Raw genomic sequence first — 15,667 nt, forward strand, 5'->3', positions numbered from 1 at the left:
ATTGGAGCGAATGGGGACGCAGAACGAAGGGCACCGGTCGGTGGCCCGAGCGCTGCATGCGCTCGAGATCACCGTAGCCAGCGAAACCGGGGTGACCCTCGGTGAGCTCGCCGAGCACGTGGGCGCGGCGAAGTCCTCGCTGCACCCCTTGCTGCGAGCACTGGTGTTCCGCGGCTACCTCGTCCACGAGGACAACCGCTACCGCCCGGGCCCGGCGATCGACACGCTGGCGATGGCACAACACCCCGCGGTCGTACCGGTCGCCCGCCCCTTCATGGAGGACCTGCTCCAGCAGTTCAACGAGACGGTCATGCTCGGCAGCGTGGTCGGCGAGACCCTCGTGTACTTGCACTCCCTGGAGTCCACGCACGTGGTGCGCTACTCGCCACCGCAGGTCAGGCCAGCGACGGACCACCCCTCCTCCATCCGCAAGCTCTACCTCGCCCAGCTCGACGACGCGGACCTCGAGAAGTACGTGGCCGCCAACATCTGCGAGGACAAGCGAGAACGGCTGCTGGCGGAGGTGCGCGAGGCCCGCACCACCGGCGTCGCCTACAACCACGGTGACACCTTCCCGGACCTCAGCGCCGTCGCCGCGCGGATCACCGGCGACCAGGGCGTCCTCGCCTGCCTGGCCCTCGGCGGGCCGAGTCGGCGAATCGACGCGCGATCCGACGAGATCACCGAAGCTCTTCGCGAGGCGACCGCAGGCATCGAGACCGTGCTGTCCGCCGGAAGCCGAAATGCCTCGCCGTAACCGTTCATCGACCTGAACGGACCGATCCCGAACTCCCGGGATCGGTCCGCCGCCCTATGACCGCTCAGACCGCCTTGCCGCCGGCGAGGTCGAGGGCGATGTCGACGATCATGTCTTCCTGGCCGCCGACCATGCCGCGACGTCCGACCTCGACCAGGATTTCGCGGGTGTCGAGGCCGTAGTGCGTCGCCGCTCGCTCGGCGTGCCGGAGGAAGCTGGAGTAGACCCCGGCGTAGCCCAGGGTGAGGGTCTCCCGGTCGACGCGCACCGGCCGGTCCTGCAGGGGTCGCACGATGTCGTCCGCGGCGTCCTGGAGGGCGAACAGGTCGCAGCCGTGCTTCCACCCGTGGATGTCGGCCACGGCGATGAACGCCTCGATCGGGCAGTTGCCCGCCCCGGCGCCGTGCCCGGCCAGCGAGGCGTCGACCCGGGTCACTCCCTCCTCGACGGCGATGACCGAGTTGGCCACCGACAGCGAGAGGTTCTCGTGGGCGTGGACGCCGATTTGGGTGGTCGGTTCGAGCACGTCACGGTAGGCGCGCACCCGGTCCCGGACGTCCCGCATGGTGAGCCGGCCGCCGGAGTCGGTGACGTAGACGCAGTGCGCGCCCGCGTCCTGCATGATCTTCGCCTGCGCCGCCAACTCCGCCGGCGGCGCCATGTGCGACATCATCAGGAATCCGGACACGTCCATGCCCAGGTCACGAGCCTTGCCGATGTGCTGGATCGCGATGTCGGCCTCGGTGGCGTGAGTGGCCACCCGCACCGAGACCACGCCCAGGTCGTGGGCCTTCTCCAGCGCCTCGATCGTCCCGATCCCCGGCAGCAGCAAGGTGGTGAGCTTGGCGTTCTCCACGACCTCGGCCGCCGCGGAGATCCACTCCCAGTCCGTGTTGCTGCCCGGCCCGTAGGTCAGGCTGGCACCGGCCAGTCCGTCGCCGTGCGCGACCTCGATCGCATCCACCCCGGCCTTGTCCAGCGCGGACGCGATCGCCTTGACCTGGTCCGGCGTGAGCCGGTGCCGGACGGCGTGCATCCCGTCCCGCAAGGTCACGTCCTGCACGTAGAGCACGGGCTGCTCGCCCATCAGACCACCTCCACCTTCTGCTCACCTTGAGCGGCGACCAGCTGCTCGGCCGTGCGCAGCGCAGCCGAGGTCATGATGTCCAGGTTGCCCGCGTAGGAGGGTAGGTAGTGCGCGGCGCCCTCGACCTCGAGGAACACCGACACCCGCCATCGCGGCCGCGGCGCGTTCCCGATCAAGGTGCCCAGCGGCTCGTCGTCCTGGATCGCGTCGACCTGGACCTGCTGTTTGAGCCGGTAGCCCGGCACGTACCGGGAGACTTCGGCGTGCATCCGAGCGATGGAGTCCTCGATCTCCTCCGGGTCACCTCCGGCAGCCAGGCAGAGCACCGTGTCCCGCATGATCATCGGTGGCTCGGCCGGGTTGAGCACGATGATCGCCTTGCCGCGCCGCGCACCGCCGACGGCCTCGATCGCCTTGCTGGTGGTCTCGGTGAACTCATCGATGTTCGCCCGCGTCCCCGGTCCCGCGGACTTCGACGCGATCGACGCGACGATCTCCGCATAAGGCACCTCGGTCACCCTGGAGACCGCGGCAACCATCGGGATCGTCGCTTGACCGCCGCAGGTCACCATGTTGACGTTCCGCGCGGCGCGATGATCGTCGAGGTTCACCGCGGGCACCACGAACGGCCCGATCGCCGCCGGAGTCAGGTCCACCAGGATCTTCCCGTGCGGCTCGAGCAGTCCGGCGTTCGCGACGTGCGCCTTCGCCGAGGTCGCGTCGAAGACGACGCCGATCTCGTCGAACACCGGCAGTTCCAGCAGGCCCCGCACCCCCTCGGCGGTGGTGGCGTAGCCGAGGCGCTCGGCCCGGGCGAGCCCGTCGGAGGACGGATCGATACCGACCATCGCCCCCATCTCCAGCGTCTCGGAGAGCCGGATGACCTTCATCATGAGATCGGAACCGATGTTGCCGGACCCGATGATCGCGACCTTCGCCTTCATCGCCGGCCTCCGTTCACCGAGGCGCTCGCCGAGCGCTGCTCCGTCGCGGCGGTGCCCGGATCGGAGAACCCGACCGAGACCGTGCCCAGGGTGGACAGCGTCGCGGTGTACCGGCCGCCGGCGGCCACGGGGACCATCGGTCCCAGCGCCCCGGACAGCACCACCTCCCCTGCGCGCAGCGGCGAGCCCAGGTCGCGGCAGACCCGGGCCAGCCAGAGCACGGCCTCCACCGGATCGTCGAGGCAGGCTGCCCCCGTCCCCTCGCTGACCGTTCGCCCGGACCCGTCGACGAGGCTCATCCGCACCTGGGTGAGGTCGAGCCCGTCCAGCGAGGTCCGCAGCGGCCCGAGCACGTACATCGCGCTCGAGGCGTTGTCGGCCACCGTGTCGGCGAAGGTGATGTCCCAGCCCTCGATGCGGCTGTCGACGATCTCCAGTGCCGCCGCCACGTACTCGGTTCCGGCGCGAACCGCATCCGCGTCGAGGTCCTCGGTGTCGAGGTCGTCGGAGAGCACGAAGGCGACCTCGGCCTCGATCTTCGGCTGCAGCAGCGCCGCCGAGTCCGCCACCCCGCCGTCGGGCACCGCCATGTCGGCGTAGAGCACGCCGAAGTCCGGTTGGTCCACCCCGAGCTGCTGCTGGACCGCGGGCGAGGTCAGGCCGACCTTGCGGCCCACGATCCGCCTACCGGTGGCGATGGCGTCAGCCGTCAGGATGTTCTGCACGGCGTAGGCGGTCTCCGCCCTGCCGTCCGGCAGGACGTCGCGGACGGGTGCGCACGGGGTCCGCGTGCGCGCTGCGGCGAGCAAGCGGTGTGCGGCCTCCCGGATTCCGGGGTTCTCCGACATGAGTGTCCCTTCGTCGTCGGGAAATCGAGTCAGCCCCGCTTGACGAGCGGAAGCTCGGGGCGCCGGTCCGACACCCCCGCCTTGTCGGCGAGCTCACCGCTCACGGTGCCGGTGGCGAAGAACTCGGCGAAGACCGGGTTGAACAGGTCCGGACGGTCGGTCTGGCCCTGGTGCCCGCAGTCGTCCGGGTAGAAGAACTGGATGTTCGGGAGGTGGTCCTCCTGCACGTGACCCCACTCGACCGGGGTCAGGATGTCCTGGCGCCCGTACAGGTAGATGCCGGGAATGTCGATCCGGTCCAGGCGGCCCTTGGTGGCCAGGCGGGCAGCCCGGTTCTGGTCGGTCCACGGCACGATGTGGCGGTACTGCAGCAGGGTCGGCCAGAACTGGGCGTGCGCCTCGAGTCGCTGGCTGGCGGAGAGGTACCGCATCTCCACGAGGTCGTCGCCGACGGCCTCCTTGCGGTGGATGATCGCCTCCATCATCGTCCGCATGCCCTCGCGGGTGCCGTCGTAGGCGGTCATGTGGAACTGGCCCTTCGGCGGCGCGACGTCCTCGGGCACCACGTCACCGACGTCACCGGCGATGAGCGCGAAGCTGATCACCCGGTCCGGCCGGGACAGCATGTAGTTCACCGTGTTCATGCAGCCCATCGAGTTGCCCGCGAGGTGGAACCGGTCCAGGCACAGCGCGTCGACGAACTGCCCGATGAAGTCCACGAAGCTCTCCATGCCCTTCGGCCAGTACTCCTCGCGGAGGTCCGACAGCCCGAAGGCCGGCATGTCCGGGCAGTAGACGCGAAAGCCCTGCTCCGCGAGGTAGGGAGTCATGAAGCGCCATCCGGCCAGGCCCGAGGATCCGGGCAGCCCGCCGTGCAGCAGCACCACAGCAGGGCCGCTGTTGCCGGAGGTCATGTAGTGGGCCCGGGACCCGTCGGCCAGCCGCACCCAGCGGCTCGCCATCCCGGGGACCTCGACCAGGTTCTCGTCCGTAAGAGGCATCAGTGTCGTCCTTCGGTTTCGTAGTGCGTTCTTTCAGCGCTCGTCCGCGAGCCCGAGGAACTCGAGCGCGTTGCGGGCGAGGAGATCGGCCCCTGCCTCGACCGGCAAGGCCCCTGACTTGCGCGCGTCATCGATCGACCGCATCGACAGCCGCATCTGGTCCGCGAAGAAGGGCGTGTCGCTGCCGAGCAGCAATCGCTCGACGCCGAAGCGGTGCACCAGCAGGCGGAGGTGCTCGTCGTCGAAGACGAGCGTGTCGGCGTAGAGCCTGCGAGTCAGCGCGTCCCAGAGCTCGGGCGTGGCCCCGCCGCCCAGGCCTGCGGCCACCTTGAGCCGCGGGTAGGCCCAAGCGAAGGCGCCGCACCCGTGGGCGAGGGCGACCCGCAGGCGCGGGTACTTCTCCAGGACGCCGCCGAAGACCAGCGAAGAGGCCGCGATGGCCGTGTCGGCGAGCATGCCGAGCCCGAGGTCGAACGGCTGCCCGGCCCGTCGGACCACGCCCTGACCGCCGAGGATCGGGTGGACGAACACCGCTGCACCCGTCCGCTCGCAGGCCGCCCAGAGCGGATCGAGGACCGGGTCGTCCAGGTCTCGGGAGCCGATCCGGGTCCCGACCTCGATGCCCCGCAACCCCAGCTCCACGCACCTGCCGAGCTCGTGGATCGAGGCGTCGACGTCAGCGAGCGGGAGGCAGCCGAGACCGATCAGCCTCCCCTCGGACCGCCCGCAGGCCGCAGCGACTGAATCGTTCAGCGAACCCGCGTAGGCGGGATCGGCGTCGGGGTGCCACGCGTGCTCCATCGTCACGGGAACAGGCGAAATCACCTGGTTGGACACCCCGGCCTCGTCCATGTCCCGCAACCGGAGGCCAACGTCCCAGAGGGACGCGGTGACGACCCGGAACGTCGACTCGCCACACAGGATCCGCCCCCTTCGCTCATCGTCGACCACGAGTCGCGGGGCATCGGCGCCGTGCCCGGCGGACGCGAGCAGATCGGTCCCCAGGTAGTGCGCGTGGACATCGATGGCCGTGGCTGCGGGCATGAGAATTCCTTCGAACGGATCTCGAACGTCGTTGCTGTCACGCCGTTCCCGAGCGACGCTAACGATCGTGCGGCGCCCTCGTGGGTTTCGTTCTAGTGGCCGGAACCGACCTGCTCAGCTCCTCGTCCTGCCCACCCGCGCGCGTTATCGTGTTCCAACGACCCCGTGCGGGTCGCTGTTCACCACCGAGCAGCAATGGAGGTGCTGGTGGCCACTGTGGAGAAGCATTCCCCGGAGACCGACGAGCAACCTGCCTCGATCCTGTCGAAGGCGTTCGACGTGCTCGGGGCGTTCGGCCCGGACCAGCGGGTGCTCACCTTGACCGAGATCGCGCGCGCGAGCGGCCTGCCGAAGTCCACGGCGCACCGGCTCATCCGCCGGCTCATCCCGCTCGGTGTCATCGAACCGCACGGCACCGGGTTCAAGGTGGGACTGCCGATGCGCCGGCTGTCGTCGGCCATGCCGATCGAAAGCCTGCGCCAGTCGGCGCTGCCCCACCTCGGGCAACTGCACCGCTGGTCCAGGCGGCACGTCCACCTCGGTGGCCTGCGCGGGAGCCGGGTGGTGTTCATCGAGCGGTTCCTGCTCCCCGACGAAGAGCTGCCTTCCGCCTGTCCCGGGACGGACATCGGGGCCTACGCAACAGCGTTGGGCAAGGCGATGCTGGCTTTCCTCACCCCCGAGGAACTGGAGGCGGTTCTCGCCGAACCGATGCCGCCGCTGGCGCCCCACACCGTGACCGATCCAGACGAGCTCATGGCGGAGCTGCGCCAGGTCCGACGGCGGCAGGTGGCCATCGCCCGCGGCGAATCGCACCCGGACGTCACCTGCGTTGCCGCCCCGATCCTCATCAGAGGGCGTGCCGTGAGCGCGATCTCGGTGTCGACGACGGCGAAGGACGCCGTCGTCGACCGCGCACTCATCGATGCGGTGAGCGTGACAGCGCACCGCATCGCGCGGGACAACGAACGCGTGCTCGCCCAGGGCAACGACAGCTGGTTCCCCGGTATCGACTGACCGAGCCGGGTCGGCGCCGCGTCGTAACGCCGACCCGGCAGGTCCTCACCCGTTGTAGAGGGCGAAGGGCTTGTTGGAGTTGAACACGTCCGTGGTGACCATCGTCGACCACTCCCGCGTCAACTTGAGCTCCTGGACGGCCCCGACCAGGCAGAACCAGTTCAGGATCTCGTGCTGACCGGCCTCGACCACATCGCGGCTGGTCGTGGCGGCGAGCTCGTCGTACCGCTCCTCCACCAGCAGCTCGTAGAACCGCTCGTCCGAGGCCGTGTCGGGCCGGATGTGCCACAACGAGTCGGCGAGGAACGCGTGGGACCAGCTCGACGACGCCACGAACGCGACCCGGAGGTCGGTGTTCCGGAAGTACCGGGCGATCGCCCGCCCGATCTCCACGCAGCGGGCCGGACTCGGCCCCGACGGGTCCAGCGTCTCCTGCTCGATGTCGGCGAAGCGGGCCAGGCCGCCCTTGCGGGCGATCGCGTGCTGCCCGTAGCAGTTCACCGTGATCGGCAGCAGCTTGTACGGGAACTCCGCGCCCGCGTGCTCGTAGTCCAGGAACAGCTGGGTGTTCAGGATCGCGTGCGGGAAGTGAGCGCCTGCCCGCTTCCGGTAGGAGTAGGCCATGTCGACGCCATCGTTGATCAACCCGTCCGTCATGGCGCGGGCCTGCGCGGCATCACCGCGCAGCGTGATCGTGAAGTCGTCGGGCAGCCCCCAGGCGTTGGGGCTCCCCCGCTCGTTCATCACCTCGAAGGCCGGGACCTCCAGATCGTCGTAGGCCAGCACGCAGAAGGGCGGGACGACCTCCTCGCGGAAGTTCTCGTACTGATCGTCCCCCCACACCACGACCACGTCCGGCGCGAACCGGTCGAGCGCCCCACGACAGCGCCGCAGCCCGTCGAGCAATCGGGCGCGGTGACCGGCCGCTGAGGCGCGCCCCTGGTCGTTGCCCCATTCCTCGCGCATGGCTTCCGGCCAGTTCGCCGGGTCCTTCTCCTCCTCCGGGATGTCCGGGTCGGTGAGGGTCCAGCGCAGCAGACCGGCCATGTGCTCATCCGTGCCCGCCAGCAGCGGGTAGTGGGTCATTCCGATGCCGAGGAAGCGGCTCACCGTCGTGCCTCTCCGTGAAGGGGTGTGGATGTGGCGTCGGCCGGCGGTTCGGTCGGGAACCCGTCGTGCGAGACCGGCATGACGACCACGTTCGAAGTCCCGAGTTGCATCCACCGCATGCCCTCGTCATCAGGCTGGTGCGGCATGACCTCGATGGTCGTGAAGGGGACGCCGTTGGGGTCGTGGGTCCCGACGATGATGTTGACGTCGCAGCCGACCGAGCGAACGTGCAGGATCTTGTCCGGACCGTCGGGCGTCAGGTGATCGACGATGCGCATCAGCACTCCCTGGCGTTGGGTTGTCGAGACCGGCCGAACCGACCCGATTCACATGGTTGGGAATTTGGGCGACGCTAACGTTCCGCGCGCTGCGGGGGCGGACGAGTTCCGGTGCCTGGAACCGCTTTTGCCCCGCATCGTCGACGCGGTTCCAGCGGCTGGAACCGCGTCCCACGATGACCGCGGCCACGCCTAGCGTCGACGCACTCGCAAGCACCTCGACCGCTCAGCGCTGACACCAGAGGGCAGAAACAATGAGCTCGCCGTCAACGGATTCGCCGACCGCCGACCCCAAAACCCTTCGACGCGTCGTCGGAGCCGGTTTCCTCGGGACGACGATCGAGTACTACGACTTCTTCATCTACGGGACCGCAGCAGCACTGGTGTTCCCCAAGGTGTTCTTCCCCGAGTTGGGCGCCGCAGCGGCGACGACGGCCTCTTTCGCGACCTTCGCCGTCGCGTTCGTGGCGCGGCCGTTCGGCGGTGTGGTCTTTGGACATCTCGGCGACCGGGTCGGCCGCAAGACCACGCTGGTCGCGACGCTGCTGATCATGGGTGTCTCGACGGTTCTCATCGGTGTGCTCCCCACCGGGGCGACCATCGGCGTCGCCGCACCGATCCTCCTCGTAGCGCTGCGATTCCTGCAGGGGCTGGCGGTCGGCGGTGAGTGGTCGAGCGCTGCGCTTTTCGTGGGCGAGTACGCGCCACCGCGCAAGCGCGGGCTGTACGCCCTCGCCCCGACTCTGGGAACCTCCGCCGGACTGCTGCTTTCGACGCTGACGTTCCTCGTCACCGGGTTCACGATGTCAACCGAGACGTTCCTGACATGGGGCTGGCGGCTGCCGTTCCTGCTGAGCGTCGTGCTGGTCTTCGTGGGGCTCTGGGTGCGCCTCGGGGTGGCCGACACACCGGTCTTCCGGGCCGCGCAGGAGCGAGCCGCCGCGACGGAGAAGGCGAAGCTCCCCATCACCGAATTGCTGCGCCACCAGTGGAAGCAGATGCTGCTAGCAGCAGGCGCGATCCTGTTCTGGCAGCCGTTCTTCACGATCGCAGCCGTGTTCCTGGTCAACTATGGAACCGCCGAGGTCGGCCACTCCCGGAACACGATGCTCACCATCAACATCGTGGCAATCCTGTTCAACATCGCGGGAAGCATCATCGGCGGCAGGCTCGCCGACCGGATCGGGCGCAGGCGAAGCATGCTGATCTCCACCAGCTTCGGCGTCATCTGGGCGTTCGCGCTCTTCCCGCTGGCCGACACCGGCAGTCCCGTCCTGATGGGACTCGGCATCTCGGCAACCCTGTTCTTCGTCGGAATCTCCAGCAGCACGATGACCGCGTTCATGCCGGAGCTCTTCCGCACGGCCTACCGGTCGACCGGCACCGGCGCGGCTTTCAACCTCGGCAGCGCCGTCGGCGCATCCGTCCCGTCGATCATCGCCGCTCCCCTGCTCGCCGCGTTCGGGGGAATCGGCGTCGCGGTGATGCTCTCAGCGTTCGCCTTCGCAGCCACGGTGTCCGTGGCGTTCCTGAACGAGACCCGCGGCCGGTCGCTCGATGACACCGCAACCAAGACCGCGGCTCGCCCCGCTGCCGACGCAGTCTGACCACCGCCGCACCCCGGGCCGCCAGCACGACCCGGCCACTTGAGAAGAACGGAGTCACCCGTGCCCCAACCGTATGTGATCGACAAACGCGAGGACTGCCTGTTCCAGGTCGACCGCGAGGTGTTCACCTCACAGGAGATCTTCGAGAAGGAACGGGACCTGATCTTCGCCGACGCCTGGCTCTACGTGGGCCACGAGTCGGAACTGCCGAAGAAGAACGACTTCCGCACCCGCGACGTCGGCGGACGATCGGTCATCTTCAACCGGGACCGCCACGGCGAAGTGCGCGTGCTGCTCAACACCTGCCTGCACCGCGGCGCGTCAGTCTGCAGGCACCCCAAGGGAAATCAGAAGATCTTCACCTGCTTTTACCACGGCTGGGCCTACCGCAACTCCGGCGAGCTCGTCAACGTGCCCGCCGGTGAGGACTACACGAGGGCACCCGCCGACGTCTACGGCGGTCTCCGCTCCCCGCGCGTGGAGAACTACCGCGGTTTCTACTTCTGCAACTTCTCCGAACACGCGCCCGATCTGCGCACATGGCTGGGCGCCTCGGCCTACCTGTTCGACCTCACGGCCGACCAGTCCGAGGACGGCGTCGAAATCTTGGAGGGCACGCACAGCTACACCCTCAACGCGAACTGGAAGCTGCTCGTCGAGAACAGCGTCGACGGCTACCACGCGAAGTCGGTGCACCACACCTACTTCGAGATGATGATGGAGCTCGGCCAAACCCCGCCGATGCTCGGCGAAGGCACCGTCAACGGAGTCCCTCCCGCAGGTCTCGGCACGGAGTTCGGCAACGGACACGCGACGCTGATCTACCCGGGAAACGGTCTGCCGCTGGCCAACGAGCAGGTCGCGCGCAACCTCGCCGAACTCCGCGCGAAGGCGGTCGACAGGCATGGCGAGGAGTACGCCTCCGCGGTGTTCAACCTCGCCCGCAACTCGATCTTCTTCCCGAACTTCGTCCTCATCGACCTGAACTTCGGGATGATCATCCGAACCATCATGCCGCTGGGTCCGGACCGCACCCAGGCCACGAGCTGGCACATCGCACCCCGCGGGCTCGACCAGGAGTCGCTGCAGTACCGGATCGACAACGCCCTGACCTTCTGGGGCCCGGCAGGCCTGGCCACGCCCGACGACGTCGAGGCGCTCGAGCAGGCGCAGCGCGGGTTCAGCACCCGCTGCGAAGTGCCCCTGTCCGACATCTCCAAGGGCATGGGCAAGGCCCGGCCCGCGGCCAACGACGAGTTGCAGATGCGCGCCTGGTGGCGCCAGTGGAACTACGTCATGACCGGTGAGCAACTGCCCGCCGAGGTCGAGGCGTTCACCCCGTTCGAAACCCGCGAGCACCGGAAGGCCTGATCCGATGACCACCACCGAACCCGAGGCACCGCTGGCCGCCCGCCCCGTTTCCGGGATCACCCGGAGCGAGGTCGAAGAATTCCTGTACGCCGAGGCGGCGCTGATCGACGACTGGCGACTCGAGGAATGGGTGGAGCTGTTCACCCTCGACTGCACCTACGAGGTTCCGGCGACCGACGCCCCGGACACCGACCCCGGCCAGACCTGGTCGCTGATCCACGACCGGCGGACGATGCTGGAGCAGCGGATCATCCGGCTCAAGAAGCCCGAGGCCCACGCGGAGTTCCCGCACTCGCAGACCAGCCGGATCATCGGCAACATCCGGATCACCGACCGGCTCGAGCAGACGCTGCTCGTCGAGGCCAACTTCATCGTGTCGCGGATGAAGGCGGGGAAGTTCGACCAGTACGTCGGCAGGCACTACTACGAGCTCGTGCCCGCGCTCGAAGGCTTCCTCATCCGCCGCAAGAAGAGTGTTCTCGCGCATGACCGGCTCGACCCGCAGGGCAAGATCTCGTTCGTCCTCTGAGGACGGCCATCACCACGGGAGGAGAGGACACGATGGGCCAGGAGGAGACCATGACGGAACGGAGCTACGCCTGCGAGGTCGACGACCTCGACGACGGCGACACAATGACCGTCGAGCTCGACGGCGAGCCCGTCGCGCTCTACCGGGTCGGCGACGAGTTCTTCGCCACCGCCGACACGTGCACGCACGAGAAGTGGTCGCTGGGCGAGGAAGGGGACCTCGACGGGTTCGAGGTCACCTGCACGCTGCACAACGCCAGGTTCGACGTGCGCAACGGCAAAGCGCTGTGCTTCCCGGCGACGGTGGACCTGCGTCCGTACTCGACGATCGTCGAGGACGGACGAGTGTATGTCGCCCGCGCCGAGGTGTCCGCATGACCGCCGAGCGCTTCGCCGACCGGGTCGCGCTCGTGACCGGTGGTGCCAGTCCCATCGGATTCGGCATCGCATCCAGGCTGGCCGCCGACGGCGCGGCGGTGGTGCTGGGCGACTTCGACCGGGAGCGGCTCCAGCTCCTCGGCGCCAAGTTGGAAGCCGAAGCACCGGGCCGGGTGCACACCGTGCTCGGCGACCTCAGCAGGCGCGAGGACGCCGCCGCTCTCGTGGACGCGACCACCGGGCGCTTCGGCCGGTTGGACGTGCTGGTCAACTGCGCGGGCGGCGGGGTCATCCGGCCCACTCCCGACCACACCGAGGAGACCCTGCGGGCGACCGTCGACCGCAATCTCTGGACCACGCTGAACTGCACGCTCGAAGCCCTGCCGGTGATGTCCGCCGCCGGGTACGGGCGGATCGTCAACGTCGGCGCGGAGTCCGTGCGCAACGGCCTGTTCCGGCACGCGATCTACAACGCCGCCAAGGGCGGGGTGCACGCCGTGGCCACCGGTCTCGCCCGCGAATACGCCGAGCACGGCATCACCGTGAACGTGGTCGCGCCCGCGTGGATCACCACGCCCGAGGCCGAGGCGCGGATCGCCGCATCATCCGAAGCCGAGCGCGCCGACTGGGCCGCGTTCACCGACCAGATCCGCTCGACGATCCCGATGAAGCGGCCGGGCACGGTCGCCGAGGTCGCCGCCGCCGTCGCCTTCGTGGCTTCGGAGGAGGCTTCCTACATCACCGGCCAGACGATCAGCGTCAACGGCGGCAGCTCGATGCTCTGAATCGACAGCGCACCACCATCCGCCCATCCACGCCAGGAGGTTTCGTGTCCACCGTCGACCCGGTCCGCTCGGTCACCGTCGTCGGGGGCGGCCTCGCCGGGTTCACCGTCGCCCGCGAGCTCCGCGCTCGCGGGTTCGACGGCACCCTGCGGATCGTCGATCCCCAGGGACTTCCCTACGATCGGCCCCCGCTGTCCAAGGCCTACCTGTCCAGGGAGGCCGAGGCCGCGTCCCTGCACCTCGCCCCGCCGGACTGGTACGCCGACAACGAGGTCGAGGTCATCGAGGGCAGCGCGGAGAAGATCGCCGTCGACTGCGGTTCCGTCGTGCTCGCGGGCGGCTCCGAGCTCAACAGCGACGCCGTCGTGCTCGCCACCGGTGGCCGGGCCCGAAGGCTTCCGGTGCCCGGTGGCGACCTTCCCGGTGTGGTCTCGCTGCGAGATCGCGCCGACGCCGACGCACTGCGGGAGTCCCTGCGGCCCGGAGTCCGGCTGACCATCATCGGCGCCGGGCTGATCGGCGCCGAGGTGGCCTCCACCGCGACGAAGGCGGGCGCGCGAGTGACGCTCGTGGACCCGGTGCCCGTGCCACTGGCTCCCGCCGTCGGCGCGGAGCTGGCCGATGAGCTGCACGGGATGCACACCGCGCACGGCGTCGAGATCATCGAGGGCGTGCCGGAGCGGATCGTCGCCGACGGGGCCGAACTGCTCGTGGACGTGGAACGGCGAGAGGGTCGCGGACGAGTGGTCGCCGACGTGGTCCTGACCGCCATCGGCATCGACGTGGACACCACGCTGCCGGACTCGGCAGGGCTCGCGGTGGACGCGGGAATCGAGGTCGACGTGGCCGGCCGCACCTCGAACCCCGCTGTGTGGGCGGCCGGCGACGGCGTTCGGACGCGGTCGGCCGACGGCACCCTGCACCGGCGCAGCGAGCACTGGGAAGCCGCCATGCTCAGCGGTACCGCAGTGGCCTGCTCGATCCTCGACGAGGAGATCCCCGCACGTCCGCCGGCCTGGTTCTGGACCGACCGCTACGGCGTGCACGTGGAAGCCGTGGGCTCGATGTCAGCCCCCGGGTCCACCGTGCTCCGCCGGTCCGATGCTCAGCAGGTCGCCTTCCGGCTGGACAACGACGGAGTCCTCGTCGGCTGCGCGGCGATCGACGCGGGAAAGGTGCTCAGGGCGGCCAAGCGGCTCATCATGCGCGGCGCCCGAGTCGGGGCCGACGAACTCGCCGACCCGACCGTCGACCTCAAGAAGGTCGGCAGGAAGTAAGAGCTCGACGAACACGTCGGAGTCCGGCACCGGGCGGCCTGCAGGAGGAGGACCGCCCGGTGCCGACGCCCTGCGGAACTGTCAGGCGGACAGTTTGACGTTGATCTGCTTGGTCTGGGTGAACCCTTCGAGCATGCCTTCGAGGGAGGCTTCGCGGCCCATGCCGCTCTGCTTCACACCGCCGTAGGACTGGCCGATGACCTGGCCGCCGCCCTGGTTCACCTGCACCCAACCCGCTTCGACCCGGTGCGCCGTGTTCAGCGCCCGGTCCAGGTCGTGGCTCCACACGAACGCCGCCAGCCCGAAGTTGGTGTCGTTGGCCAGCCGGATCGCCTCGTCCACGTCGCGCCACGGCGTGACCACCAGGACGGGGCCGAAGATCTCCTCGCGGGAGATGCGCCAATTCGGCTCGACGGCGTCGAAAACGGTGGGCACGTGGTAGAAGCCCTCCGACAGAGGACCATCCGTCGGCGGCAGACCACCCAGCGCCAGGTTCACCCCGGGCTGTTCGGTGCCGTCGACGATGTAGTCGCGGACACCGCAGAACTGGGTCTCGTTGATGATCGCACCGATGTCCGAGGCCTCGTCCAGCGGGTTTCCGACCACGAGATCGCCCAGCTTCTTGACCAGGCGGTCCAGCACCTCGTCGTGGACGTCGGCGTGCACGAGCAGACGCGATCCGGAGGTGCAGCTCTGCCCCTGCCGGTGGAAGCGCGTGGCCAGCAGCAGCCCGTCGATCAGGTCGTCGTTCACCGCGTCCGGGAAGACGATGGACGGGTTCTTCCCGCCGAGTTCCAACGAGGTGTGCGCCAGCCGGTGGCCGGCCTGCTGCGCCACCGTCCGGCCGACCTCGGTGGAACCGGTGAACGACACCTTGTCCACCCCGGGGTGCTCGACCAGCGCCGTGCGCAAACCCGCCCGCTGCCGGTGAGCATGTTGAGCACGCCCGGCGGCAGGTGCTCCTGGCAGATCTCGGCGAGCAGCAGCAGTGACAGCGGCGCGTCCAACGCAGGTTTGGCCACGACCGCGTTCCCCGCCGCCAGGGCTGCCGGGAACTTGAAGCCCGCGATCATCAGCGGCGAGTTCCACGGCAGGATCGCGGCCACCACGCCCAGCGGTTCCCGCCGCGTGTACTGCAGCTGACCGTCACCGGCGGGCAGGACGGTGCCCTTGACCTCACCCGCGACGCCGGCGAAGTAGCGGAACAGGTCGACCAGCGTGGCTACCTCGGGCCTGGCCTGCGTGCGGAGGGCGTTGCCGGTGTCCAAAGCCGTCAGCCGCGCCAACTCCTCGCCGCGCGCCTCGATGTCGTCGGCGATGCGCGCCAGTGCGCGCGCCCGGACCTTGAAGTGCTCGGCGGCCCAGGCGGGCTGGGCCCTGCGGGCCGCGGCCACGGCGCGCTCGACATCGCCGGCTTCGGCGACCGGAACCCGGGCGATGACCTCCCCCCGCTGCGCTGGAGTGGTCACCTCCGCGGTCTTGCCGTCCTGAGCTGTGACCCATTGCCCGTCCACCAGCATCAGGTAGAGCTGCGAACGAGCGTCCGCCGCACCGCTGAGGAGATCCGCCGACCGCGTTCCCACTGTGCTGCCCATCTTCGTACCTGCCTCCTTGCGCGGGCCACCCGCAGAACTC

Annotated in this window: 15 protein-coding genes and 1 pseudogene; 8 read left to right on the forward strand and 8 right to left on the reverse strand. The window is 69.1% G+C overall.

The genetic code is table 11. The features are described 5' to 3' along the window. The first annotated feature begins 10 nt into the window (after positions 1–10). Positions 11–757 carry an IclR family transcriptional regulator gene (locus REH65_RS07740; protein WP_406691874.1) on the forward strand — a complete coding sequence of 249 codons (747 nt, stop codon included), beginning with the start codon at positions 11–13 and terminating at the stop codon, positions 755–757. Positions 758–821: 64 nt separating this feature from the next. Here the strand turns inward: REH65_RS07740 and dmpG are convergent, their stop codons facing one another. The 5 genes from dmpG to REH65_RS07765 are packed head-to-tail and all read right to left on the reverse strand — an operon-like array spanning position 822 to position 5,681. Next, positions 822–1,844, reverse strand: coding sequence for a 4-hydroxy-2-oxovalerate aldolase (gene dmpG, locus REH65_RS07745; RefSeq protein WP_406691875.1), 1,023 nt, complete (start codon positions 1,842–1,844; stop codon positions 822–824). Next, a complete protein-coding gene (locus REH65_RS07750; RefSeq protein WP_406691876.1) occupies positions 1,844–2,788 on the reverse strand; it encodes an acetaldehyde dehydrogenase (acetylating) in 945 nt (314 codons plus the stop codon). The genes dmpG and REH65_RS07750 overlap by 1 nt, the downstream gene beginning before the upstream one ends. Beyond that, a complete protein-coding gene (locus REH65_RS07755; RefSeq protein ID WP_406691877.1) occupies positions 2,785–3,636 on the reverse strand; it encodes a 2-keto-4-pentenoate hydratase in 852 nt (283 codons plus the stop codon). Before REH65_RS07755 ends, REH65_RS07750 begins: the two co-directional genes overlap by 4 nt. 29 nt (positions 3,637–3,665) lie before the next feature. After that, positions 3,666–4,637, reverse strand: a complete 972-nt coding sequence (locus tag REH65_RS07760; protein WP_406691878.1) for an alpha/beta fold hydrolase — start codon at positions 4,635–4,637, stop codon at positions 3,666–3,668. A gap of 33 nt (positions 4,638–4,670) precedes the next feature. Next, positions 4,671–5,681, reverse strand: coding sequence for an amidohydrolase family protein (locus REH65_RS07765; protein ID WP_406691879.1), 1,011 nt, complete (start codon positions 5,679–5,681; stop codon positions 4,671–4,673). Positions 5,682–5,888: 207 nt separating this feature from the next. Between REH65_RS07765 and REH65_RS07770 the strand changes: the two genes are divergently transcribed. After that, the gene (locus REH65_RS07770) at positions 5,889–6,698 is read left to right on the forward strand and encodes an IclR family transcriptional regulator (protein ID WP_406691880.1); all 810 of its coding nucleotides are present in this window, start codon (positions 5,889–5,891) and stop codon (positions 6,696–6,698) included. Between the two features lie 45 nt (positions 6,699–6,743). Here the strand turns inward: REH65_RS07770 and REH65_RS07775 are convergent, their stop codons facing one another. Continuing rightward, on the reverse strand, positions 6,744–7,808 hold the full coding sequence (locus REH65_RS07775) for an extradiol ring-cleavage dioxygenase (protein WP_406691881.1): 1,065 nt from the start codon (positions 7,806–7,808) through the stop codon (positions 6,744–6,746). After that, the gene (locus REH65_RS07780) at positions 7,805–8,086 is read right to left on the reverse strand and encodes a hypothetical protein (RefSeq protein ID WP_406691882.1); all 282 of its coding nucleotides are present in this window, start codon (positions 8,084–8,086) and stop codon (positions 7,805–7,807) included. The genes REH65_RS07775 and REH65_RS07780 overlap by 4 nt, the downstream gene beginning before the upstream one ends. A gap of 254 nt (positions 8,087–8,340) precedes the next feature. On the opposite strand from REH65_RS07780, the gene REH65_RS07785 reads away from it, so the two are divergent. Genes REH65_RS07785 through REH65_RS07810 form a run of 6 tightly spaced genes read left to right on the forward strand, consistent with a single transcriptional unit; the run spans position 8,341 to position 14,032 of the window. Next, positions 8,341–9,693 (forward strand): MFS transporter, encoded by a 1,353-nt coding sequence (locus REH65_RS07785; protein WP_406691883.1) that lies wholly within the window; start codon positions 8,341–8,343, stop codon positions 9,691–9,693. A gap of 60 nt (positions 9,694–9,753) precedes the next feature. Continuing rightward, positions 9,754–11,064 carry an aromatic ring-hydroxylating dioxygenase subunit alpha gene (locus REH65_RS07790; protein WP_406691884.1) on the forward strand — a complete coding sequence of 437 codons (1,311 nt, stop codon included), beginning with the start codon at positions 9,754–9,756 and terminating at the stop codon, positions 11,062–11,064. 4 nt (positions 11,065–11,068) lie between these two features. After that, a complete protein-coding gene (locus tag REH65_RS07795) occupies positions 11,069–11,593 on the forward strand; it encodes an aromatic-ring-hydroxylating dioxygenase subunit beta (protein ID WP_406691885.1) in 525 nt (174 codons plus the stop codon). A 50-nt stretch (positions 11,594–11,643) separates the two neighbouring features. After that, complete coding sequence (locus REH65_RS07800; RefSeq protein WP_406691886.1) at positions 11,644–11,970, forward strand: non-heme iron oxygenase ferredoxin subunit; 327 nt, start codon at positions 11,644–11,646, stop codon at positions 11,968–11,970. Continuing rightward, the gene (locus REH65_RS07805) at positions 11,967–12,755 is read left to right on the forward strand and encodes an SDR family oxidoreductase (protein WP_406691887.1); all 789 of its coding nucleotides are present in this window, start codon (positions 11,967–11,969) and stop codon (positions 12,753–12,755) included. The genes REH65_RS07800 and REH65_RS07805 overlap by 4 nt, the downstream gene beginning before the upstream one ends. Positions 12,756–12,799: 44 nt before the next feature. Continuing rightward, complete coding sequence (locus REH65_RS07810; protein ID WP_406691888.1) at positions 12,800–14,032, forward strand: NAD(P)/FAD-dependent oxidoreductase; 1,233 nt, start codon at positions 12,800–12,802, stop codon at positions 14,030–14,032. Positions 14,033–14,113: 81 nt separating this feature from the next. Here the strand turns inward: REH65_RS07810 and REH65_RS07815 are convergent. Then, positions 14,114–15,627 (reverse strand): annotated as a pseudogene (locus REH65_RS07815) (aldehyde dehydrogenase family protein). Positions 15,628–15,667: the final 40 nt, after the last annotated feature.

The organism is Saccharopolyspora sp. ID03-671, from assembly GCF_045278815.1.
In the GTDB taxonomy this organism is placed as follows: domain Bacteria; phylum Actinomycetota; class Actinomycetes; order Mycobacteriales; family Pseudonocardiaceae; genus Saccharopolyspora; species Saccharopolyspora ipomoeae.

Coding starts and splice junctions, on each gene's coding strand:
- REH65_RS07740 (WP_406691874.1), top strand. CDS start 11: ATGGGGACGCAGAACGAAGGGCACCGGTCGGTGGCCCGAGCGCTGCAT.
- dmpG (WP_406691875.1), bottom strand. CDS start 1,844: ATGGGCGAGCAGCCCGTGCTCTACGTGCAGGACGTGACCTTGCGGGAC.
- REH65_RS07750 (WP_406691876.1), bottom strand. CDS start 2,788: ATGAAGGCGAAGGTCGCGATCATCGGGTCCGGCAACATCGGTTCCGAT.
- REH65_RS07755 (WP_406691877.1), bottom strand. CDS start 3,636: ATGTCGGAGAACCCCGGAATCCGGGAGGCCGCACACCGCTTGCTCGCC.
- REH65_RS07760 (WP_406691878.1), bottom strand. CDS start 4,637: ATGCCTCTTACGGACGAGAACCTGGTCGAGGTCCCCGGGATGGCGAGC.
- REH65_RS07765 (WP_406691879.1), bottom strand. CDS start 5,681: ATGCCCGCAGCCACGGCCATCGATGTCCACGCGCACTACCTGGGGACC.
- REH65_RS07780 (WP_406691882.1), bottom strand. CDS start 8,086: ATGCGCATCGTCGATCACCTGACGCCCGACGGTCCGGACAAGATCCTG.
- REH65_RS07785 (WP_406691883.1), top strand. CDS start 8,341: ATGAGCTCGCCGTCAACGGATTCGCCGACCGCCGACCCCAAAACCCTT.
- REH65_RS07795 (WP_406691885.1), top strand. CDS start 11,069: ATGACCACCACCGAACCCGAGGCACCGCTGGCCGCCCGCCCCGTTTCC.
- REH65_RS07800 (WP_406691886.1), top strand. CDS start 11,644: ATGACGGAACGGAGCTACGCCTGCGAGGTCGACGACCTCGACGACGGC.
- REH65_RS07805 (WP_406691887.1), top strand. CDS start 11,967: ATGACCGCCGAGCGCTTCGCCGACCGGGTCGCGCTCGTGACCGGTGGT.